This is a genomic window from Aeromonas sp. 160P, assembly GCF_055193095.1.
The window spans coordinates 3,583,045-3,604,332 of record NZ_JBUXKV010000001.1; the positions used below are offsets into that span (position 1 = coordinate 3,583,045).

19 protein-coding genes and 2 pseudogenes are annotated in these 21,288 nt (G+C 49.7%); 16 read left to right on the top strand and 5 right to left on the bottom strand.

Going from position 1 to position 21,288, the window contains the following annotated elements; all coding sequences use genetic code 11:
• Nucleotides 1-58 precede the first annotated feature (58 nt).
• Both ACY8FN_RS16615 and ACY8FN_RS16620 read right to left on the bottom strand, forming a co-directional pair.
• Nucleotides 59-1,414 carry an 8-oxoguanine deaminase gene (locus ACY8FN_RS16615; protein ID WP_463100628.1) on the bottom strand — a complete coding sequence of 452 codons (1,356 nt, stop codon included), beginning with the start codon at nucleotides 1,412-1,414 and terminating at the stop codon, nucleotides 59-61.
• Nucleotides 1,415-2,483: 1,069 nt separating this feature from the next.
• Nucleotides 2,484-2,792 (bottom strand): hypothetical protein, encoded by a 309-nt coding sequence (locus ACY8FN_RS16620; protein WP_139427546.1) that lies wholly within the window; start codon nucleotides 2,790-2,792, stop codon nucleotides 2,484-2,486.
• A gap of 551 nt (nucleotides 2,793-3,343) precedes the next feature.
• Between ACY8FN_RS16620 and ACY8FN_RS16625 the strand changes: the two genes are divergently transcribed.
• The 3 genes from ACY8FN_RS16625 (at nucleotide 3,344) to ACY8FN_RS16635 (ending at nucleotide 6,983) form a co-directional block, all read left to right on the top strand.
• Nucleotides 3,344-3,628, top strand: a complete 285-nt coding sequence (locus tag ACY8FN_RS16625) for a hypothetical protein (RefSeq protein WP_463100629.1) — start codon at nucleotides 3,344-3,346, stop codon at nucleotides 3,626-3,628.
• Between the two features lie 302 nt (nucleotides 3,629-3,930).
• On the top strand, nucleotides 3,931-5,175 hold the full coding sequence (locus ACY8FN_RS16630) for an SIR2 family anti-phage-associated protein (protein ID WP_463100630.1): 1,245 nt from the start codon (nucleotides 3,931-3,933) through the stop codon (nucleotides 5,173-5,175).
• Complete coding sequence (locus tag ACY8FN_RS16635; RefSeq protein ID WP_463100631.1) at nucleotides 5,175-6,983, top strand: ATP-binding protein; 1,809 nt, start codon at nucleotides 5,175-5,177, stop codon at nucleotides 6,981-6,983. The genes ACY8FN_RS16630 and ACY8FN_RS16635 overlap by 1 nt, the downstream gene beginning before the upstream one ends.
• A 412-nt stretch (nucleotides 6,984-7,395) precedes the next feature.
• On the opposite strand, the gene cysS is transcribed toward ACY8FN_RS16635, so the two are convergent.
• A complete protein-coding gene (gene cysS, locus ACY8FN_RS16640; RefSeq protein WP_463100632.1) occupies nucleotides 7,396-8,772 on the bottom strand; it encodes a cysteine--tRNA ligase in 1,377 nt (458 codons plus the stop codon).
• Nucleotides 8,773-9,045: 273 nt separating this feature from the next.
• Between cysS and ACY8FN_RS16645 the strand changes: the two genes are divergently transcribed.
• The 12 genes and pseudogenes from ACY8FN_RS16645 to ACY8FN_RS16700 form a co-directional block, all read left to right on the top strand.
• Complete coding sequence (locus ACY8FN_RS16645; protein ID WP_042018948.1) at nucleotides 9,046-9,543, top strand: peptidylprolyl isomerase; 498 nt, start codon at nucleotides 9,046-9,048, stop codon at nucleotides 9,541-9,543.
• Complete coding sequence (locus ACY8FN_RS16650) at nucleotides 9,533-10,366, top strand: DUF4269 domain-containing protein (RefSeq protein ID WP_463100633.1); 834 nt, start codon at nucleotides 9,533-9,535, stop codon at nucleotides 10,364-10,366. Before ACY8FN_RS16645 ends, ACY8FN_RS16650 begins: the two co-directional genes overlap by 11 nt.
• The gene (gene lpxH / locus ACY8FN_RS16655) at nucleotides 10,363-11,094 is read left to right on the top strand and encodes a UDP-2,3-diacylglucosamine diphosphatase (protein WP_101320241.1); all 732 of its coding nucleotides are present in this window, start codon (nucleotides 10,363-10,365) and stop codon (nucleotides 11,092-11,094) included. Before ACY8FN_RS16650 ends, lpxH begins: the two co-directional genes overlap by 4 nt.
• Nucleotides 11,095-11,390: 296 nt before the next feature.
• Entirely contained in the window at nucleotides 11,391-11,567 is a 177-nt protein-coding gene (locus ACY8FN_RS16660) for a DUF3606 domain-containing protein (protein ID WP_082186713.1), read from the top strand.
• Between the two features lie 72 nt (nucleotides 11,568-11,639).
• Complete coding sequence (locus ACY8FN_RS16665; RefSeq protein WP_463100634.1) at nucleotides 11,640-12,110, top strand: nuclease-related domain-containing protein; 471 nt, start codon at nucleotides 11,640-11,642, stop codon at nucleotides 12,108-12,110.
• Between the two features lie 72 nt (nucleotides 12,111-12,182).
• Nucleotides 12,183-13,196, top strand: coding sequence for a diguanylate cyclase domain-containing protein (locus ACY8FN_RS16670; RefSeq protein ID WP_463100635.1), 1,014 nt, complete (start codon nucleotides 12,183-12,185; stop codon nucleotides 13,194-13,196).
• A 750-nt stretch (nucleotides 13,197-13,946) separates the two neighbouring features.
• Complete coding sequence (locus tag ACY8FN_RS16675) at nucleotides 13,947-14,420, top strand: DUF2846 domain-containing protein (RefSeq protein WP_162517145.1); 474 nt, start codon at nucleotides 13,947-13,949, stop codon at nucleotides 14,418-14,420.
• A 73-nt stretch (nucleotides 14,421-14,493) separates the two neighbouring features.
• Nucleotides 14,494-14,721 carry an EexN family lipoprotein gene (locus ACY8FN_RS16680; protein ID WP_139727431.1) on the top strand — a complete coding sequence of 76 codons (228 nt, stop codon included), beginning with the start codon at nucleotides 14,494-14,496 and terminating at the stop codon, nucleotides 14,719-14,721.
• Nucleotides 14,722-15,009: 288 nt separating this feature from the next.
• Entirely contained in the window at nucleotides 15,010-15,585 is a 576-nt protein-coding gene (locus ACY8FN_RS16685; RefSeq protein WP_139727433.1) for a hypothetical protein, read from the top strand.
• 156 nt (nucleotides 15,586-15,741) lie between these two features.
• A pseudogene (locus ACY8FN_RS16690) lies at nucleotides 15,742-16,064 on the top strand (IS1595 family transposase); the annotation flags it as partial.
• 74 nt (nucleotides 16,065-16,138) lie between these two features.
• Nucleotides 16,139-16,960, top strand: a complete 822-nt coding sequence (locus ACY8FN_RS16695; RefSeq protein ID WP_463100636.1) for a hypothetical protein — start codon at nucleotides 16,139-16,141, stop codon at nucleotides 16,958-16,960.
• A 166-nt stretch (nucleotides 16,961-17,126) separates the two neighbouring features.
• Nucleotides 17,127-18,098, top strand: a pseudogene (locus ACY8FN_RS16700) (IS481-like element ISAs19 family transposase); the annotation flags it as partial.
• 59 nt (nucleotides 18,099-18,157) lie between these two features.
• Here the strand turns inward: ACY8FN_RS16700 and ACY8FN_RS16705 are convergent.
• Nucleotides 18,158-19,075, bottom strand: a complete 918-nt coding sequence (locus ACY8FN_RS16705; protein ID WP_463100618.1) for an IS5 family transposase — start codon at nucleotides 19,073-19,075, stop codon at nucleotides 18,158-18,160.
• Nucleotides 19,076-19,542: 467 nt separating this feature from the next.
• On the opposite strand from ACY8FN_RS16705, the gene ACY8FN_RS16710 reads away from it, so the two are divergent.
• Nucleotides 19,543-19,896 carry a hypothetical protein gene (locus tag ACY8FN_RS16710; protein ID WP_139730421.1) on the top strand — a complete coding sequence of 118 codons (354 nt, stop codon included), beginning with the start codon at nucleotides 19,543-19,545 and terminating at the stop codon, nucleotides 19,894-19,896.
• A 155-nt stretch (nucleotides 19,897-20,051) separates the two neighbouring features.
• Here ACY8FN_RS16710 and ACY8FN_RS16715 read toward each other — a convergent pair whose 3' ends face one another.
• On the bottom strand, nucleotides 20,052-21,248 hold the full coding sequence (locus tag ACY8FN_RS16715) for a DUF4852 domain-containing protein (protein WP_463100637.1): 1,197 nt from the start codon (nucleotides 21,246-21,248) through the stop codon (nucleotides 20,052-20,054).
• Nucleotides 21,249-21,288: the final 40 nt, after the last annotated feature.

Consider the following 21,288-nt stretch of genomic DNA (forward strand, 5'->3'; position numbering starts at 1 on the left):
AGATCCAACAACAAGGGGCCCACAGCGGGCCCCTTCTCTTTTTGCCGTTTGATCTCCCCTAGCCGCGCACCAGCGCCGCAGCCGCCAGCTTGTGGCGGGCGATAAGATCCCCGATATCGAGCCCTTCGATGGCGCCATCTACCACCCGCCACTTGCCGCCCACCATCACCCGATCCGCCCGCTCGGCGCCGCACAAAATAAGGGCTGCGATGGGATCGTGACTGCCGCTAAAGCGCAGATCATCGAGCTTGAACAGCGCCAGATCCGCCTGCTTGCCGGGCAGCAGCTCACCGAGATCGCCGCGCCCCAGCAGCTTGGCCGAGCCTCGGGTCGCCCACTCCAGCACCTTGCGCGGGGTAATCCGCTCGGCGCCGTAACGCAGCCGCTGCAGATAGAGCGCCTGACGGGCTTCTTGCATCAGGTTCGAAGCATCGTTGGAGGCCGAACCATCCACCCCCAGCCCCACCGGCGCACCGGCCGCTTCCAGATCCAGGGTCGGGCAGATGCCGGAGGCGAGCCGCATATTGGAGACCGGACAGTGGCACACCCCGGTGCCCGCCGCCCCCAGCCGCGCAATCTCGTCCGGATTAAAGTGGATGCCGTGGGCCAGCCAGGTGCGATCACCGAGCCAGCCCACCTTTTCCAGATAATCGACGGTGCGCAGGCCAAAGCGCTCGAGGCAGAACGCCTCTTCATCCAGCGTCTCCGCCAGATGGGTGTGCAGCCGCACATCGAGCTCGGCCGCCAGCTTGGCACTCTCCACCATGATCTCCTCGGTCACCGAGAAGGGGGAGCAAGGGGCCAGCGCAATCTGGATCTGCGCACCGGCGCCACGCTCGTGGTAGCGGCGCACCAGCCGCAAACTGTCATCGAGGATCTGCTGCTGCCCTTGCACCGTATGGCGCGGCGGCAAGCCACCATCATCTTCGCCAAGGCTCATGGAGCCACGGGTCAGCATGGCGCGCATGCCTAGCTCACGCACCGCCGCCACCTGAATATCGATGGACTCCTCCATCCCGCGCGGGAAGAGGTAGTGGTGATCCGCAGCTGTGGTGCAGCCCGACAGCAACAGCTCCGCCATCGCCACCTTGCTGGCCAGCGCCAGCGCATCCGGCGTCAATCTGGCCCACACCGGATAAAGCGTCTTGAGCCAGGGGAAAAGCGGCTGATTGACTACCGGCCCCCAGGCGCGGGTCAGGGTCTGGTAGAAGTGGTGGTGGGTATTGATAAGGCCCGGCAGCACCACATGGTCGCGGGCATCGAACAGCTGATCGCACGGCCGGGCAGGCTGCTGGCCCGCCGCCAGCACTTCGCTTATCAGGCCGTTTTCAATCACCAGCCCGCCGCGACCATCGACGGCCTCGGGGGTAAAGGTGGCAAGGGGGTTTTTGATCCAGATACGGGTAGCGGACATGGCCGACGCCTCCATCAGTAACACATTCGGTGCAACATAAAGGTGAGCCAGCTCAGTTATCCCCTGTCTGCTGATCCAGAGGCGGCGCAGCGCCGCAGTGGCCCCAGTCTACCCGGCAGCGGCGAAAAATCTGTGAGCCTCGTTCTAAATCAAGGTGATAGCCCCACCCCTTACGGCGTCATCCCATCGCCCTACCAGTACAAAACCCCAACAGCCATTGACTAATCACCAATTAATAAAAGTTTGTGCCAGCGCAAAAAAACCTACGGTTTCTGATAGTTGCGTGACGGCCGCCATAGTTAAGCGCTCAATGAATCCGTAAGATATCCAGCGGCGCCTGTTGGCCCCCTTCTCGTGATCAATGGTCAACGGCGCAATGTGGCAGCGACAGCCAGGGGCGGTAGCGACTTTAGCGTAGGGTCGAGTAGCGCAGCGTAATCGTCCACGGCAACCATCCCCCTCCCCATGCGGGAGAGCGGTAGGGTGCAATAAGCGCAGCGCATTGCACCACGTTAACCATCCCCCTCCCCATACGGGAGAGCGGTAGGGTCAATATGCACGTAGGGTCGATTAGCGAAGCGTAATCGTCCGCGGTAACCATCCCCCTCCCCATGCGGGAGAGCGGTAGGGTGCAATATGAACGTAGGGTCGATTAGCGAAGCGTAATCGTCCGCGGTAACCATCCCTCTCCCCATGCGGGTGAGCGGTAGGGTGCAATATGAACGTAGGGTCGATTAGCGAAGCGTAATCGTCCACGGTAACCATCCCCTCTCCCCTTGCGGGAGAGGGTTAGGGTGAGGGGTCACTAGCCTGATTGGTACGGCTTCGTCATGCAACACGTAGGGTCGATTAGCGAAGCGTCATCGTCCGCGGTAACCATCCCTCTCCCCTTACGGGTGAGGCGCATGGCGCAATCCGCAAACCCTGTTGCGCCGCAATCAAACCCACGTCGAATGTCGAATAGAGGTGCAATTCACTTCGTTCATTGCACCCTACGGCACGGGTCACTGGCTGGCCGGATGTCGATGCCGTTTGGCTCAACGCCCGTCGCCACTGGCCATGCTCAGCGTTATTTGACCCGCATCAGGCGATGGCGGATGTCACCCAGCTCGAACTGGATCACCTGAGATCGCTGCATGGCATCGACCCGCTGCAGCATATCGGCGTTGTACTGCTTGCGCCGCATCCACTGCATGGGCTCCTCAAAGCTGCCTTCATTGACGATAAAGGTATCCGTGTAGGTGTCGTTCACTATGCTGACCACCCAGATGCGCTGCTGAAACTCCGAGAGTTCGGCAAAGAGCGCGGCCCCGCGCGTCGCGAGCCAGCGCCCTGCCCGAGTGATGCTGTTTTTACTGTCGACGAGCCGGTTTGCCATAACTGATAAAGGTGGATAAGAAAACGGTTGGGCATCCTAGCATCCAGGGGGATGGGGCACCAAGCAATGGGAGGGGTCGCCCCCTCCCATTCGGGCGAAACGTTGGGGCAATATGCACGTAGGGTGCAATAAGCGTGTAGGGTCGATTAGCGAAGCGTAATCGTCCGCGGCAACAATCCCCTCTCCCCTGCGGGAAACGGTAGGGTGCAATAAGCGGAGCGCATTGCACCGCGGTAACAGTCCCCAACCTTTTCGGTGCAAAGATCGGGCGGGTTGTTATCTCAGAGCCCCCCCCCTCGCCCCCATCTGAGACGAGACTGTCGCACCTATTCAACAGGTCTCATAGACATAGTGCATAGAGGAGAAAATCATTGAGCGTACAACAAGCGGCACATATCCCTATCGGGGAATGGTTTTATATTTAAGGCCCGATAGTGAATGCTTTGAAGTAATAATGCCCTTATTTCTCGAACGTCCGATTACGCTTCGCTAATCGAACCTACGGCCCTGTCAGCCCCTTAACCGGGCGTTAGATTTTGCAAGGAAAATTCATGAGTATTTTTAATTGGTTTACAGGATTGCTTTCTGATACTTCGGCTAGACATGAAAATATTACCGGCATTGATAACCACTCTGTCAGTAGCGGTGTTGATGATAGTACAATTAACCCTGCTAGTGGTCTACCTATGGTTGACGGTGAATGTGGGGTTGATATTGCAGGCAATGCATTCGGCTCTAACGTTAGCCATGACAGCTTCAGCAGCGGTATCAATGATAGTTTTGGTAGTAGTTTCGATGATTCGTTTAGTAGTCGCGGGGGGTTTAATGACTGGTGATCAGCAATGATTGAGCAGAATAAATCTAACAAGTCGTTGCAGTAACCATCCACTCTCCCACCCCCATGGTGAGAGCTGATTGTTGCACCAATAAAACATATATCATCTAGATAGTTGCATAGGTGCAAAAAATCATTGTGAGTACAACAGCAAGCGGCACATATCCCTATCGGTAAACGGCTTTATATTGAAGGCCAGACAGTGAATATTTCACCATAAAAACACCATATTTCTCGAACATCCGATTACGCTTCGCTAATCGAATCTACGAGCTATCATTTATACCTTCCCTAGAGAAAAACATGGAAAATACATTCTATCAAGGCGGAAATGAAATAACTCAAAAAGACTTGGAGAGTCATTTATCTTCATTGTGTCAATTAGAAAACATAGCAATTCTTCTTGGTGCTGGGGCATCAAAAAGTGCAGGCGGAAAGGTTATGTGGGAAATATGGAGTGACTTCTGTGCAACCAATAAGTCCTCGATGCCAATTCTTAAAGATAGATATAGATTAATCACTGACACGGAAATAGAAGATAACACTGTCAATATTGAGCTACTAATTGACAACGTAACAAAATTCATCGACGTTGAGGAAATTAGAGGAAACAATACTAGAGAGCTAAAAGACATTCTAATCGGTTTATATAAAGCTGTAACAAAAGCAGCTCTTTTAGTCGACAGTGATTTCCCAATTTTAAATAATGGCTCGAACACAAAATTTGATAAACATAGGAATCTTATAGAAAAACTTCTGTCAAATCGCCAACCAGGTCAATCTGCGCCATCAATATTTACAACAAATTATGACCTAGCCGTTGAATGGGCAGCAGAAGAGTCTGGGATAAGCATTGTTAATGGCTTTTCTGGAGTGCATACCCGGACATTTCAGCCTCATACTTTTGATTTGGGATATAGAAAAACAAATGCCATCGGCGAAGCTAGATTTGGCCATTATAATTTATATCTCTATAAACTCCATGGTTCTCTAACTTGGTATCAAGATGAAAAAGGAAATGTTGTTGAATGCACAGCCACACAAGCATTCAGCGATATAATCGAACCCCTTTTAAATAAAGATTACTATAGCCATAATCAAAGGCTAATCTATCCTGGAGCCAATAAATATAGTCAGACTATTGGTTTCGTCTATGGTGAAATGTTTAGGAGGTTTGGTGAATTTCTCTCCAAACCACAAAGTGCACTCTTTGTTAACGGTTATGGCTTTGGGGATTATCACATAAATAGACTGATTTTAGGTGCATTATTAAATCCGACACTTCATATTGTTATTTGTTATCCTGAGCTAGAAAATCTAGAGCGTAATGTTCTATCTGGTATAGAACTTTCGGAAGCACAAAAATGTATAAATAAAATCAGGAAGATGAACTTAAATCAAGTGACAATTATCGGTGGTTCAAATGCATATTTTAATAACTTTGTAGAATTAATACCTAAGCCGGTTTTATTCCCCCAAAATAATACAGCAAAAATAATTGCAGATGCACTGCTTAGCATAGACTCTGCAAGAGGGCTAGAAATATAATGATTTGTCCTGATTCATCTCAAATTGGTTATGTTGTTTCACTTGAAGGCACAAAAATTAAACTTAACTTGCTAGATGAACATAAGGGGCAACTAGCATCTCATCGAAGTGGTATCAACTCAGTATCACAACCAGGAGATTTAATTGGCATTGAAGCTGCTCGATACCTGATCATTGCCAAAGTAGCCGAGATGGCATTTGTTGAACCAGATAAGGCGCATAATGGTTTATTGAGCATATCTAGCACACCTTTAAGGCAAATAGTATGTTTTGCAATAGGGTATATAAAGTCTCAAAATGAACATGATTTAGAATTCATTTCAGAGAACTGGATGCTCCCTCCACTAGGTTCTAAAGCTGTACCTTTGGGGAAACATTTTCTAGATGTCATTTATGGCCTATCGACTTCAGATAAAATACATTCTATTAAATTAGGTGTTGATTCAAGAACTGGCTCAGTTCCAATTTATGCAAATATTAATTCATTACTTAGTCGACACTTGGCTGTTTTAGGTAGTACAGGTTATGGGAAATCAAATCTCAATGCCATTATAACTAGATATATCGCAGAAAAATACTCAAACTCTAGAATTGTCATTTTTGATATTAATGGGGAGTATGCTCAAGCCTTTGAGGGCCTGCCTAAAATAAAACAGACCATAATAGGAAATGGAATCGATACACAACCAACCAGTACGCTATTCAAAAAGGAAGATATTTCACACCGAAAAATACCATACCAAGCATTCGGATGGTCTGGCCTTATTAAACTATTAAGACCGAGTGATAAAACTCAATTACCAGCATTAAGGAATGCATTACGTTCATTACCATTTGTCAAAGCACACCCTGTTGATACAACCTCAATAGTGGTAGAGCAAGCACCACCTAGTTTTCAACAAAATACACAATTTGTATTGTATGATGATTGTAGACAAGATAGCCAAGAACATCTGGGTGCATGGTTAAAATCATTATTAAGTATGAATGTCAGTAAACAAGCATCATGGCCACCATTTAAAGCGATTGCTAACTTAGTGGCTGAGTTTGGATGTGTAACCGCCAGCCGAAATCAAAATACAACGGAAAGAAATGCGTTTAATTATGGTAATGTACTTCCATTAATAAAAGTCATTCATCAGTTATGTGAAGACTCAAGATTCAACTTTGTGATTAATACTGATGGTGGCCAACATATTGATCATGCACAAGTATGGGATAAGCCACTGCATGATGAGGTTGATTACATATTTGGTAAAAAAAGTGGTGATGATAATGATTGGAATGTTCATATAATAAACCTTAAGAACCTTGCTGATGACTTATCCCCTATTATACTGGGTGCACTTCTTGAAATGTATTCAGAAGTATTATTTAAGCGGGGGCAAGGTAATAGCCACCCGACTTTATTGGTTTTGGAAGAAGCGCATCAATATATCAGAGATCCATATAATGAAGAGTCAAATCAAGTCAAGGCTTATGAGCGAATTGCGAAAGAAGGGAGAAAGTTTGGTTGTTCATTACTAGTCAGCACACAAAGGCCATCCGAATTATCATCCACAGTTCTAGCTATGTGCTCTAATTGGATGTCATTACGTTTAACTAATGAACGTGATTTAACAACATTAAGATATGCTGTTGAATATGGTAATGAACAACTAATTAATGAAATATCAGGACTTCCTCGTGGGGATGCAATAGCATTCGGCTCTGCGTTTAACCTACCGATTAGATTTTCTATAGATAAGGCGATACCAGGGCCGCTGTCTAATGATGCTGATTTTGCCAATATATGGAATTCCAAATGATATCTTGGTAAAACAGCAGTCTCACTCTACATTTTTATTTCTGTGTCCAAAATAGTTATCCAACTCTTTGTACACCTAGACAAATTTTAGTCAAAGTTATAAGTAAAGTCTCGGACGGGCACGGTATTGGTTCCCCCTGCAAGCCGCCGAGTCGAGTTCAACGGGTCAGGAGCGCCATCAGGGATGATGGCTAAGCCATGCCATGCCATGCCATGCCATGCCATGCAGGCGTTGGACGGCATTCCACCGGAGAATGACATTAGCTCCCCTCACCCTAACCCTCTCCCCCAAGGGGCGAGGGGATCAGACCGGAGAATGCCTAGGCTTCGGCAGGCCACAAACAAAAACCGCAGCCCAAGGGCTGCGGTTTTTTTATTGGGTCAGCCTGTTGGCAGCAACAGGGCCACCGGCCTTAGGCACGGCGCCAGCTGGTTTTGCCGGCGCTGTCTTCCAGCACTATGCCCATCTCGGTGAGACGGTTGCGGGCGGCATCGGCGGCGGCCCAGTTCTTGTCGGCACGGGCCTGATTGCGCTGGGCGATCAGTTGTTCGATCTCGGCCACTTCGTCGTCGGCTTCGTCACCCTTGAGGAAAGCTTCGGGGTCTTGCTGCAGGATGCCGAGCACGGCGCCCAGTTCACGCAGACGGGCACCGAGGCCAGCGGCGACTGTGATATCTTCCGCTTTCTGGCGGTTGATCTCGCGCACCAGATCGAACAGGGCGGAGTAGGCTTCCGGGGTGTTGAAGTCGTCGTCCATCGCCTCTTTAAAGCGAGCCACCTGCTCGTCGCCACCGGCAGCAGCGGCCACCGGCAGGTCGCGCAGGGCGGTGTACATGCGCTCCAGCGCGGTGCGGGCTTGCTTCAAGTTATCTTCCGAGTAGTTGAGCTGGCTGCGGTAGTGGCCAGACATCAGGAAGTAACGGACGGTTTCGGCATCAAAATGGGCCAGCACGTCACGAATGGTGAAGAAGTTGCCAAGGGATTTGGACATCTTCTCTTTATCCACCATCACCATGCCGCTGTGCATCCAGGTGTTGACGTAGTCGCCACCGTGGGCGCAGCAGGACTGGGCGATCTCGTTCTCGTGGTGCGGGAACTGCAGATCGGAGCCGCCGCCGTGGATGTCGAAGTGGTTGCCAAGGTGCTTGGAGTTCATGGCGGAGCACTCGATGTGCCAGCCAGGACGGCCCGGGCCCCAGGGGCTTTCCCAGGTCGGCTCGCCGGGCTTGGACATCTTCCACAGCACGAAGTCGAGCGGATTGCGCTTGGCATCAACCACGTCAACGCGGGCACCGGCTTGCAACTGCTCCAGATCCTGCCCGGAGAGCTTGCCGTAGTCGGCGTAGGATTCGACGATAAACATGACATCGCCATTATCGGCCACGTAGGCGTGATCCTTGGCGAGCAGGCTTTCTACCAGCTCGATGATCTCTTCGATGTGCTGGGTGGCGCGCGGTTCGATATCCGGGCGCACCATGCCAAGGGCGTCGAAGTCGGCGTGCATGTCGCCAATCAGACGCTCGGTCAGCTCGTCACAGGTGACGCGAGTTTCAGCGGCACGCTTGATGATCTTGTCATCCACGTCGGTGATGTTGCGCACGTAGTTGAGCTGATAGCCGCTATAACGCAGGTAGCGCGCGACCACATCAAAGGAGACGAAGGTGCGGCCATGGCCGATATGACAGTGATCGTAGATGGTGACGCCACACACATACATGCCCACCTTGCCCGGGTGGATAGGTTTGAATTGTTCTTTTTGACGAGTGAGTGTGTTGTATATCTTCAGCATCTTCTAGCCACTGCCTGTGAGTAAAATGGTTGGTCATAATACCCCGTTCAATGGCAGAAAACGAGCCAGATCCCGCCTGCTATCACTGCGCTGGCGCCAAACATGCTCGTGACAGGGCTCATCGCCGGGGTATCTGCATGGCGATGCGAAGGAGTGTGTGCAGGAGTAAGTGAAGGGCTATGCCCGCCGCCGCTGATGGGCTAGAATTGCCACCACTTTATGCCATACCCCCTGCTCGCGCATTTTTTGCGCAAAAGAATCAAAGGACAACTCATGGTTACTCTGCACACCAATCACGGCGACATCACCCTGACCCTGAATGCTGAAAAAGCCCCGGAAACCGTGGCCAACTTCCTGCAATACTGCCGTGACGGTCACTACGACAACACCATCTTCCACCGCGTTATCGACGGTTTCATGATCCAGGGCGGCGGCTATGCTCCTGGCTTTGATGAGAAAGATACCCGCCCATCGATCAAGAACGAAGCGGCTAATGGCCTCTCCAACAAGGTTGGCACCATCGCCATGGCCCGCACCAGCGAGCCGCACTCTGCCAGCGCCCAGTTCTTCATCAACGTGAACAACAACGACTTCCTCGATTTCAAATCTGCCACCACTCAGGGCTTCGGCTACTGCGTATTCGGTGAAGTGACCGCAGGTATGGACGTGGTCAACAAGATCAAGGGCGTCAAGACCGGCAACTACGGCCGTATGCATCAAGACGTGCCGAGCGAAGATGTAGTGATCACCAAGGTGACCCTTGCTGACTGATCTTTGCCAACTCGGCACGGATGAAACTGCGGCCCCGGCCGCAGTTTTTCCATCTGCGTCCCCAACTGCCAGCCCGAACTGGCGCCGCCTCGACTATCTGGCCCACGGCAACCCGCGCCAACGGGAGGCCCATGCCCTGCTGACATCCGGTTTGTGGGATGAGCTGGCAGTGCAGTGCAGCGATATGGCGCTGGTCAGCACCTTGGCCATCGGGCTGGATCGGCCGGGCAGCGATCTCGATATTCTCTGCCAGCATCCTGATCCGGCTGCTTTTGCCGCGAGCCTTGCCGCACTCCCGAACGCCACACTTCTAAACGCCGTACTCCTGAAGAAGGAGCGCTGGCAAGCAAGCGATCAGGGCAACAATGTCTGGCTGCTGGCGCGCACCTTTCCCGGTTGCGATAAGCGCGCTGCGGATCAAGACGGCGCCTGCTGGCCGGTGGAGCTTTACGTCACCCCCGCCCCCATCGAGACGCTTAATGGCTGGCGCCACCTCACCCTGATGGCCGCTTTGCTGATGCGCTTTGGTGATGCTTTCTATCAGGAGGTATTACGTCTGCGCCTTGAGCAAGGATTGAAAGGGGAAGCGGCGATGTGCACCTTGCTCGGTCTGGCTGGCGATCCTTACGCCGCCCTGCTGACGCTGGAGGGCCGCAATCTGGCCGAGCTGTCATGGCAACCCCCATCCCGTGACGGTATGCATACACCCACTGACGCGACGGCGATGGCGCCCGCAGCGCAACCTTCGCACCTTGTTGTTTCTACTATCTCTGCCACCCCCGTTTGCCCTGTTTCGACCGAGAGCCCGAACCCCACATTATGAGCACCCTCTTTATCAGTGACATTCACCTGTGTGCCCAGCGGCCCGATATGACCGCGGCACTGGTGCGCTTTCTCGAGCACGACGCCCCCGGCGCCGATGCCCTCTATGTGCTGGGGGATCTGTTCGAATTCTGGATTGGCGATGATGATCCCAATGCGTTGCATCACCAGGTGGCGGCAGCCTTGTTGGCACTGAGCCAGCAGAATGTGCCCATCTATTTCATCCACGGTAACCGCGACTTTATGCTGGGCCAGCAATTTGCCAAACAGGCGGGCATGACCCTGCTGGGGGACCCTTGCATCATCGACCTCTATGGCGAACGGGTACTGCTCAGTCACGGTGATCTGCTCTGCACTCGGGATGAGGGATATCAGAAGTATCGCCGCATCACCCAGCTCAAATGGCTGCGCTGGCTGTTCTTGCGGTTGCCCCTGACCCGCCGTCAGGCTATCGCCCACAAGATCCGTGGCCAAAGCCGGATGGAGAAAACCGTCAAACGCCAGACCATCATGGATGTCACCCCGGCTGCCGTCGACGAGATGCTGCGTGCCCACCACTGCCGGATGATGATCCACGGCCACACCCACAGACCCGCCATCCACGACTTCACCCTCGACGGTCACCCTGCCCGCCGCATCGTGCTGGGGGACTGGTTCGAACAAGGCTCGGTACTGGTCTGCCACCCCGGCGAGCAGCACCTCGAAGTGCGGACGCTGCCAGAGGGCTGATACTCCCTCGGCCCCGCCTTGCCCTATCACACTGGCGAGCAATTCACGGCGGCGCCCTGCAAGGCACACCTCGCGGTTCACAAGTACTGTTCACAACCGACAGTTCGCGCCATATCAGGCGCGAACTGTCGCTGCATTAGCCGTGGCCGCTCACATAACCGCAAGTAGCGGCCCCTTATCCGCAGCCGGGCAAGGGTTGTGTGACCCCCGTCACCCTGCGCCTTGCCGATATAGAGGATGATGCGCCCAGGCAGAAACTTCTTTCTCGCCAACTATTTCAATAAGTTGAGGTTTGCATGCCTGACACTAACGCCATCGCTCATCCCCTTGATGCCAAGAAGCTCAACATCAACGACCCCTATGAGATGAAGCTGTGGATCAAGACCTTCGAGTGCACCGAGGTCCAGTTGAAACGGGCAGTGAAAGCGGTCGGCACCACTGGCAAGGCCATCCGAAAACACCTCAAGAAGTAACAGCACCACCCCGCCACACTGACCAGGCCCCGCTCGCGGGGCTTTTGTCTTTTAGCTTTGGCGTTTTGGCTTTTGCGCTGGCCATTCTCTGCCCCTGCGTGGCCGCAAAGTTGGCACCACCAAAACTTACAAAACAACAAACCGGCTGCAGCACCTCAAACTGGGGTATTAGTCATAGAAACCAAAGGCAGATCTAAGCCCGTCAACGATGGGGCAAAGCAGTTCAAAGTTCGAGTTGAAAATGATGCCCTCTATTTCCCCAATCATGTGGAAACAGAGCCATTAGAGCAGGTTCGCCGCAACGTCACCTCGGTTCGTAACTGGCTCAATAGTGCCACGGGTAACGATGTTCCCGTTGGGGGGATCCTGGTGCTCCCTGGCTGGTTTGTGGATTTACGGCAGAAATCAATATCACCCTATGTGGTCAATCCCTCGGCATTGCCAAAGTTACTGCATCAGTTTCGGGTTGGAACCCTTGAGATCTCGCAAATTCAGGCCATAGCCTATCAAGTCGAGCAAAAAGTCAGAGATGTTGCAAAATAGCGATGGACTGATGTAGCTATACTTCAATCGACTGTTTGAAAGACGCTAACCACTACATATGGATCTAGCACGATGACCACAGAAAGGTTGCAGCTTATTCGCCGATTGTTTGAGGAATATGTCGAACTGTACTCCTCTCGGGACGACCGACTAACTACGCTTTTCAGCGAAAATTTCTGTGGTTTTGCAGGAAGTAGTGACGTGCTTGTCACCGATAGAAAAGAGTGGGTCCGGATCACCCGCTGTGACTTTGCCCAAATCCCAGGAAGAATCCACTTAGAAATACTCGACGTAGCAATTCAAGATCTGTCTGCTGATGTTGTGGCCGTCACTTCGTTCTTCCATATTCACCTGCCCAAAACAGAAGAAATCTTGTCCCGAAGAACTGCCAGGCTCGTACTGGTTTTTCGGCTTGAAGAGACTGAATGGAAAATATCCCACAGTAGCATTTCAATCCCTTACGGCTTGGCTCGTGATATGGAAATCTATCCAATGACCAGCCTTGATGAACGCCAGCATGAGCTAGAGCTCATCATAGAGATCCGAACGAAGGAATTGGCCGAAGCAAACCGGAAACTTGAAGCGCTGAGCAATACCGATGGACTCACGAACATTGGTAACCGTCGCCTGTTCGATAGCACATTGATCCAGGCATGGAATCGATGCTTACGTACTGAAATACCAATAGCTCTCATCATGCTCGACATTGATCACTTTAAACAATTCAATGACTTATACGGCCACCTTGCCGGAGATGAGTGCCTTCGATTACTGGCTCATGCCTTAGCGCAATCCGGACGCCGTTCAGGGGAATTGGTCGCTCGCTATGGCGGAGAGGAGTTTGTCGTCTTGTTGCCAAATGTTGAGCCTCAATCGGCTTACGAGATCGCCCAGCACATCCAGCAAGATATTCTTATACTCGCCCAGCCACACGCACAAAACGTCACTGGTTTAGTGACCGTTAGCATGGGTGTCGCCTGCCTAATACCATCAAATCATCAGCAGCCGTCAGAACTGGTACAGCTTGCAGATTCCGCGCTATACAACGCCAAATCATCCGGACGCAACTGCATCAAAATGGCGTAACCAGCAAGCCTCTACACCCACATCTATTTCCCTAGCGGTGTTAACCGCACGCGAGCAAACAGGCTGGCCGATGGACTTCACCTTTCACGACATCAAGGCCAAAGCCATCTCTGATGTGGCCGGCAGCAGCCGAGATAAACAACGTATTAGCGGCCATAAAACTGAGGCCCAAGTGGCAGCATATGATCGATCTATCGAAATCGTCCCTGCTGTTGATAGCCTAAAAAAGCAGTGGAGTATTAGGTATTGGTAAAAACAAAAAGGCCGGAATCGAACCGGCACGACGCGAACGTCGAGGGATTTTAAAAGCCAAGAGTGAGTTGACGGAAAATTTATATGATTGATTTATAAGGGCTTCAAGTTTACATGAAATGCCTGATTTCACGCATTTTGTGGGGGCATTACGCCTGATAGTTCTGACTTTAAAGCCCATCGGACAAAGCATGAGAGCATCAAGCTCTCTCCATCTTTCGCTAACCACATATCTTGACAAACAGGTAATGTGACAAAAGTCACATCACCTCCACGATAAAACAAGGATACATAAGCAATTGATATATTTGGGTATTTTTTTCATTAATTGGTGCAAAACAATTAACCGGCGAATAGTTACAAAAAATTTTTCAAAGACCCTATTGAAAACGTCATCGCACTCACAGACAATCCTGTAGCAAAATAAACATACGTATCAGATGTTCAAAAAATAATAATCACAAGCATCAATAAACTTTCAGCACGATGGGTAAAAAAATGCGTAATACGTTTGTAATGATCTTCTTGGCGCTCTGCGCCATGATGCTTGGTGGCTGTTCCTCAGTGCCAACCGTCACCGATGAGGCTGTCGTCAATGAGGCCAAAAGCTTCTCACCTCCTGCCGAGGGCAAGGCTCATGTTTATATCTACCGTCACGGCTGGCTTGCTCGCAATAGCAATATGGATCTTTTTATCGATAAAAAATTTCTAGGTGAATCAGAAAATAAACACTTCTATCTTCTGAAACTTGATGCAGGTAAAAACTATACATTTGAAACTGAAAGTGAATTTTCAAACAATAGTATTTCCCTAAATACCGAGTCAGGCAAAACATATTATATCTACCACTATCTTCGTATGGGGCTTCTCTTTAGTCAGTCTGATTTTGAGCTTGTGACAGACCCTGACGATATTGAAGATGCTCAAGTTTTGATCAAGAAATCTGAAATGTCATTACCACATACTTTATAACTTCTTGTAAAACCATCTGTATCTTTTAGGTCCTAGTATTTGTATCTGCATTTTTTATTTGGAGAAAATAGAAATGAATAAGTTACTGTTAGCTGTTCCAATCACTATGTTACTTACTGCTTGTGGACCTACCTCAGTTGAGGATTTTATGAAAGATCCGAAATTACTGAATGAAGCCCTGCAAGAGTGCACCTTGAAAATTGCACAAGGTAAAGACGCCAATTCAGATGAATGTAAAAATGCAATCGCAGCCCAGCAAAAAATGGCTACTAACTTGATGAAAAACATGTTGGGCCAGTAGTTTTTATTACCCATAAGAAATTAGTCTAAATTAAACGATTAGATTTTTTGCCTAATCATGCCACTTGTTAGTATATAAACTGATAGCATCATCTAATCAGGTGGCAAAAATCAATTTTAAGGTTCGCCTAACTGGTGCAATTACGAATGAGGCATTATCGCCTCCCAGTTGGGGAACGACACAGGGCGAGGCTGAACGAGATATATTCAATAGCCAGAGTAAACCTATCCAGTGGGCGGATGAGTATCAACACTCCACATAAACCAATTATCTACATGAGGTGTCACCTTGACCCATAAAACCCTGCAGCTCTCTGCACTCTGCTATGCGGTCAGTCTCATTGCCTCACCGGCCATTGCCGCAAATACGGGCTTCAAAACCCTGACAGTCGACCTGCCCATCACCACGCTCCAAGTGGTCAACGATGGTCTGATACGCTATGACTGGCGCAGTGACATTGATGAAGACTTTCGCGGCAAACCGAAGGCGGGCGAGGGATTCCTAGGACGACCAACTACGGGTGAGTATTACTATGCGGTCTACCAACATAAAGTGCTCTCCTTCGGCGGTACCATGGCATTGTACCAAGACGACTCCGTTGCTTCTGTCAAACAGGCCAAGGCAGACTTCGAGGAGTTAGTCAGTCAGGCGACCAAGATCTTGAAAGTCAAACCGGTGATCGTCCGCACAATAAAAGATAAGTCGGTGCCGTTTTTTGAATGTGTAACCGACAGCGTGTGTGGTGATTACAGCGCAACCTATACCATCGGTACCAACGAGGTCTCGATCAAATTGATGCAAGACCGTGATGCTGAGGACGGTGATCGCCAGCTCAACGCGGGAATGCGCAAGATTTTTAAGTAAAATGCGTCTTCCTTAAAGTGTTTCTGATTATCCATGATTAGCAGTCACCACAAACTATCCAGATCTTACATACAGTCATTGAAGTGCGAGAGCATGGCCAAAATTACAGAAAGGCTACAGCTTGTTTGAGTTTTTCAAAAATTATGGTACCGAAGTAGCACAGTGATATGTGATGGGTTGGCATGCTTCAAGCTTCAAAACGGCCATCTAGGCCAGCTCTGAGCATCTAGGCATAGTCATCGGATACAACTTGGATTGGCTATTCAACTGGGTAAATACGATGATAGGAAATATTAAGAACTCGTTGCAGGGCAGTTGCCATACGCTCGGAGCTAAAAATATGCCAAGGCATTTGGCGGTATTGCTTCCGCTTTAATCATCGGTTTGACCTTAAGAGTATGCAGGTTGAATTGAGGTCTGTGGTGGCAACACCTCCGATGCAATATCAGCGCTTGAAGCTGGTTGAGTGTCATGGATAATTACAGCATCATATTTAATGCATGATTATGTGACTACATCATTTCAATAACGCACAAAAAGTAGGTGATAAATTATGGAAGAAAATAGTGGGAACATATTAAACCAAGAAATCGTTGATATACTAGGCACGTTAACGGAAAGTGAGGCGGAATCATTCGAAGATGCAGAAAAGGGCAAAATGGTTCCTTATGTGATGGGATGTTTCTTTTTATCACCCTTCCTTGCCGTCCCTGCGAGCATGTTATTTGGCATTGACGATGACTCTATTAGTGGAGTATTAATTTGTACTTTCGTAATATTAGTCTTTGTCACACACAGACTTATCCTTCGCTCAGCTAGACGTAATATAAAACTACTTAATACTGGACTTTCACATTACATGCGTGAAACAATCGGTAGTTTGAAAAAAGTAGACTACTTTTGTCGGAGCCCCTATAGCGGCTTGGCTGTGGATGTTGAAGATAAAAAAATAGCCCTAATTGAGGGTGATCTTTGGCAGCCTACAGATACCAAAGTCATGCTTTATCCATTGGATAAGATCAAAAATGTCAGATTTTTTCAGCCAGATGTAAATGTTGCATTGCAGTCCACTAATATCAATAATGGTGGTGCCGTGGGGCTAGCACAAAATACTATCGCTTCCATATCTGATAAAGCATTTAATAATATAGCGGTATCAGATGCAAATATTGAGGCGGCAAAGAATACAGGGCTGTATTTTGATTTTGATGACATCCATAATCAACAAGCATTCCTGATGATGAGTGCCGAGCAAGCAGAGAGATGGATTCTGATTTTTGAAAAACTCTTTGATGGCTCACTAGAGCCTCAACCAAGACCATTGGAGTTCCCACAGGACGTGTGCATATTTCACAAGAGGAGAGTCTGTAAATAATTTTATGTAACTGACCACTCCATTACAGGTGACCGTTCAGGCGATCACCGAATTCGATTGTATGGAGATGGTATTCACCTGACAGTTGCCCACAAAAGGGAGTGGTCATACGGCTTCAAACCGGATAACAAAACGGTACCCCTACCGTGTTATCTGGAGTCACCGTATGACCACCAACGAGAAAGTAGCACGTCGCAAACTCAGCCTGCTAGAGCTCGCCAAAGAGCTCAATAACGTCAGCAAAGCCTGCAAGCTCATCGGCTACAGCCGTCAGCAGTTCTACGAAATTCGCCGTAATTACCAGACCTATGGCGCCGAGGGCTTGCTCGACAAATTGCCCGGCTGTAAAGGGGCTCATCCCAACCGGATCGCGCCCGAGATTGAGCAGGCCATCCTCGATTACTCCCTCACCAGACCAACCCATGGCCCGCTGCGGGTCGCGCAAGAACTGGCTCTGCAAGGTATCAACGTCAGTGCCGGTGGGGTTCGTGGCGTGTGGCAACGTCACGACTTGCTCTCCAAACACGACCGCTTGCTGCGCCTCGAGAAAACCCACAGGGAGCAGACCATTGAGCTCAATGACGAGCAAATTCGCCTGTTAGAGCGCTTCAGCCCCGAGTTCCGCGAACGCCAGATTGAGGTTCACTACACAGGGGAACTGGTGGCGGTCAACACCTTCTTCGTCGGCGCGCTCAAAGGGGTTGGCAAGGTGTATCTGCAAACCGTACTGGACTGTTACAGCCGCCACGCTTGGGGGCGGCTCTACACCAGCAAGCTGCCGGTGACCTCGGTCCATGTGCTCAACGAAACGGTGCTGCCGTTCTTTGAAGCCCATGAGGCTCGGGTCTATATCATCCTGTCGGACAACGGGCGCGAGTTCTGTGGGCGCCCTGACCATCATCCCTACGAGCTGTTCCTGCAACTGGAGGGAATTGAGCACAGGACCACCAAGGTGCGCAGGCCGCAGAGCAACGGCTTTATCGAACGGTTGCATCGAACCTTGCTGGATGAACACTTTCATATCAAGGGGAGGACAACCTGGTATGAGTCGGTAGAACAGATGCAGACAGACCTGGATAGCTACCTAGAACACTACAACACCCAGCGACCACATCAGGGCAGGATGATGGAGGGTCAGATCGGCGTTGTTGCCCAAATCAGCCAGCAAGTCATTACTTCCCCAGCCCCAGGTGACCGCTACACTCGGGGCTTTCTGACAGGCAGACCAAGGGTGTTCAGTTTGTTGATTGCACCAACATACGCCATCACTTCCCCTACCTGACCGTTGTATGTTCGCAGACTGATTTTGCCCGTCAGCAACTGTTTGAACCGATACATCTCCGTCTCTGCCAGCGAGCGACGGTGATATCCCGACATCTTCTTCCAGTGCGCTAGCCCCTCCTTGCGCATCACCAGCACAGCGTCATTTCTTGGGTGTCCCTTTTTCCATAACCCCGCGTTCTTGCGAGGCTGGATACACGCCGTCGCCCCTTTACGCGCAATCAACCGATGGCTGGCTTTGCTGTCATAGGCGCCATCCGCATAAACACGCCCCAGCTTGCGCCGCAGAGGATTGAGCAAGGTCGGCAACACCTCTGCGTCATGCACATTCTCCAGCGACACTTCTGCCGCCACGATATCGTGAGTCACCGGATCTACCGCCAGATGCAACTTGCGCCAGACTCGACGTTTCTCAGCGCCGTGTTTTCTGACTTTCCACTCGCCTTCACCAAACACTTTCAGACCCGTCGAGTCGATAACCAGGTCGGTAATGCGCCCCTTTGGGGGCTGTCGATAAGCGACCGTCACTGTGCGTGCTCGCTTGCTGACACAGCTATAGTCCGGTGCGCACAACGGCACATTCATCAACTCGAACAGGGAGTCGAGTAGTCCCTGAGTGGCCCGCAGAGTGAGGTTGAAAATCCCCTTGAGCATCAGGAAGGTACAGATGGTCTGGTCAGTGTAAAGCTGGCTGCGCCCCCGCCGCCCATGATGGTCGTGGTGAAACCAGTTGCTCATGGCCTCGGCATCAACCCAGAAGGTGAGTGAACCACGGTTAATCAAAGACTTGTTGTATTGAGGCCAGTTGGTGATGGGGTGAAGCGACGTGCCCATGATGCAGACTTGAAGAGGGTGGTGGTGATCAGATCACCGCGCCCTCAGTTAGTTCCATTCAAGCTGCATCGATTTGGGCAACAACGCCGGTCAGATCCCCTACAGCATGTTCAAGAAGGGTCTGAAATTGATACCGAAGGAAGTGCGCACTAAAGTAGCGTAAACAAGTGTCCGGATTTAGTTGACCACTACAATCTGTGCAATCGGGCGGCAACGCCGAGGTGACAAGGCTCAGCGACGATGTGTGCTCAATGTCACCTGTAGAAACGGTACGAGTGCAGTGATCTACTATTCGGAACAGCTATTTAGGAGGAAAATATATGGACACCCGAACAGTTATTTATAGTAGAAATAAACCAACTTGTCTGTATATAATAACCAGGTAATTTGCAGAAATCCTTAACGAAACCATAACATTATAAGTTATCAGCTTTTTCATGAGAATTTCAATAAATTAAGGGGGAATGATGAAACTGACTAAATTGACAGCAATAGTGATGTTTTCTACCATGCTGACAGCATGTGGAGGCAATGGCTTTGAGGGAACCTACGAGATTAGTATGGATGCGGGAAATGATGCGATTAACAAGATGGCAATTCAGATGATGGGGGGCCGCAATGGTCAACTCATCATCGGGTCAGACTATACTGAATCAAATGGCCAACGCACAGAATTCGATGAAATATCTGTTCGTAAAAGTGGTGAAGTGAGTTACTTGGTTTTCAAAAGCAAAGCAGGTGAGGAAGCACTGAAAATCATTGATGACGAAACCCTAGAAAAGCAAACCCCAGTAATGGCCATACGGTTCAAAAAAATATAAATATAACACCCCATTGCAGGCCTAATAAAATTAGGACACCCACCTTTCTGAGCGGGTCGCTACCTAGCAGCACACCAAAAGGTGGGTGTCCCAGTTTTCCCGATGTAGGTTCAGGTTACTCCCATCCTACACCTTGCAGCTCTGATGACTCTGGATTAATCCACCTGGGTCACCGTGATCGTGTATTTCAGGTTGTTATAAACTTTGGAGTCCTTGACGGCCACGCCGGATCCTTCCCACTTACCATCAATCAATGGCCCGCCAGCGGCAATTTCGTAGAAGTCGTTGTTAATATCCGGAGCATTTGTATCATTAGCTGCAGCCAAGCCCGTAGCCCCAGCCAATGGACCAACCTGATACCGAGTCCGGTCAACAACGTTCATTTTAAATATTGAAAGAAATTCGGCTTTGCCATATTCATTCTTCACCACGGTCATCAATGGCTGGACGTATTCAGTTGTGGATACAGCTGCAGCATCAGGGTTCACTTTTGATTTGGCAGAAACTTTATAAACATCAGGCCGAGGATACGCGAAGACATCACCGCTATTCCCTAGTCCAACCAGCTGCTCCTCTTCTGCCAGCGTCTGATCGGCGAAAGTAATCTTGAAGTTGACTTTATATTTCCCGCTTGGTTTTGCCTCTACCAACTTCATTGGGACTGGATCAAAAACCTGCTCGGCAATCTTTTTGGAATTGCTTCGGTTGTCGCCGAAATACTCGACTTTTGTTATTTGGGCATACACCGTATCTACAGCATTCGTGCCAACCAACTTGTAACTTACCTTTGTGAAAAAGCTATTGATATTACGACTCTTGAGCGCCTTCGCCTTATCCTTGGTCATTTTAAGTGGGAGGATATCGCTACCGTTAATAAACTTAATATTGGTGATGTTCGGGATGGCCGGGTTATTCATGTTCCTAGAAAACCCGTCGAGGCTATAAGATGCATCGAGCATCATTGGGGATACGCCAATAAATGTTCCCTGCCGTTGAGGGTGATCATACAGTCTGTATACGCCGTCCTTAAAGTCGTACTTGCTCAAATTGAATTCTGTATACATATCGTATATTTTGTCAGTGTCGAACTTTTCTATAGTTGTTCTCGCTAGTTCTCTAAACTTCTCCAAATTCTCTTCAAAAACAAATTCGTCGCTATAGGCCTTGTTGTAGCTGTCTTCATCCGTAAAGTAGGTTACGTCACGAATAAATGAATCATCGTCCAGCTTGGGTTGAGTTACATTTGTTTTGTATGCATAGAACAAAGCATCCTTAACATTTGCACTCTCCGCCAAAGCTGCAGTTGAACACATTCCAAAAATCACCATAACTGCCAAAACATTCTTCTTCATAACCACTCCATTATGTTGTTTTTTTGTTGTTTTCTTACTT

Coding starts and splice junctions, on each gene's coding strand:
- ACY8FN_RS16635 (WP_463100631.1), top strand. CDS start 5,175: ATGATTTGTCCTGATTCATCTCAAATTGGTTATGTTGTTTCACTTGAA.
- ACY8FN_RS16660 (WP_082186713.1), top strand. CDS start 11,391: ATGCCTGACACTAACGCCATCGCTCATCCCCTTGATGCCAAGAAGCTC.
- ACY8FN_RS16620 (WP_139427546.1), bottom strand. CDS start 2,792: ATGGCAAACCGGCTCGTCGACAGTAAAAACAGCATCACTCGGGCAGGG.
- ACY8FN_RS16695 (WP_463100636.1), top strand. CDS start 16,139: ATGGAAGAAAATAGTGGGAACATATTAAACCAAGAAATCGTTGATATA.
- ACY8FN_RS16680 (WP_139727431.1), top strand. CDS start 14,494: ATGAATAAGTTACTGTTAGCTGTTCCAATCACTATGTTACTTACTGCT.
- ACY8FN_RS16645 (WP_042018948.1), top strand. CDS start 9,046: ATGGTTACTCTGCACACCAATCACGGCGACATCACCCTGACCCTGAAT.
- ACY8FN_RS16705 (WP_463100618.1), bottom strand. CDS start 19,075: ATGGGCACGTCGCTTCACCCCATCACCAACTGGCCTCAATACAACAAG.
- ACY8FN_RS16710 (WP_139730421.1), top strand. CDS start 19,543: ATGAAACTGACTAAATTGACAGCAATAGTGATGTTTTCTACCATGCTG.
- ACY8FN_RS16615 (WP_463100628.1), bottom strand. CDS start 1,414: ATGTCCGCTACCCGTATCTGGATCAAAAACCCCCTTGCCACCTTTACC.
- ACY8FN_RS16630 (WP_463100630.1), top strand. CDS start 3,931: ATGGAAAATACATTCTATCAAGGCGGAAATGAAATAACTCAAAAAGAC.
- ACY8FN_RS16675 (WP_162517145.1), top strand. CDS start 13,947: ATGCGTAATACGTTTGTAATGATCTTCTTGGCGCTCTGCGCCATGATG.
- lpxH (WP_101320241.1), top strand. CDS start 10,363: ATGAGCACCCTCTTTATCAGTGACATTCACCTGTGTGCCCAGCGGCCC.
- cysS (WP_463100632.1), bottom strand. CDS start 8,772: ATGCTGAAGATATACAACACACTCACTCGTCAAAAAGAACAATTCAAA.
- ACY8FN_RS16715 (WP_463100637.1), bottom strand. CDS start 21,248: ATGAAGAAGAATGTTTTGGCAGTTATGGTGATTTTTGGAATGTGTTCA.
- ACY8FN_RS16625 (WP_463100629.1), top strand. CDS start 3,344: ATGAGTATTTTTAATTGGTTTACAGGATTGCTTTCTGATACTTCGGCT.
- ACY8FN_RS16670 (WP_463100635.1), top strand. CDS start 12,183: ATGACCACAGAAAGGTTGCAGCTTATTCGCCGATTGTTTGAGGAATAT.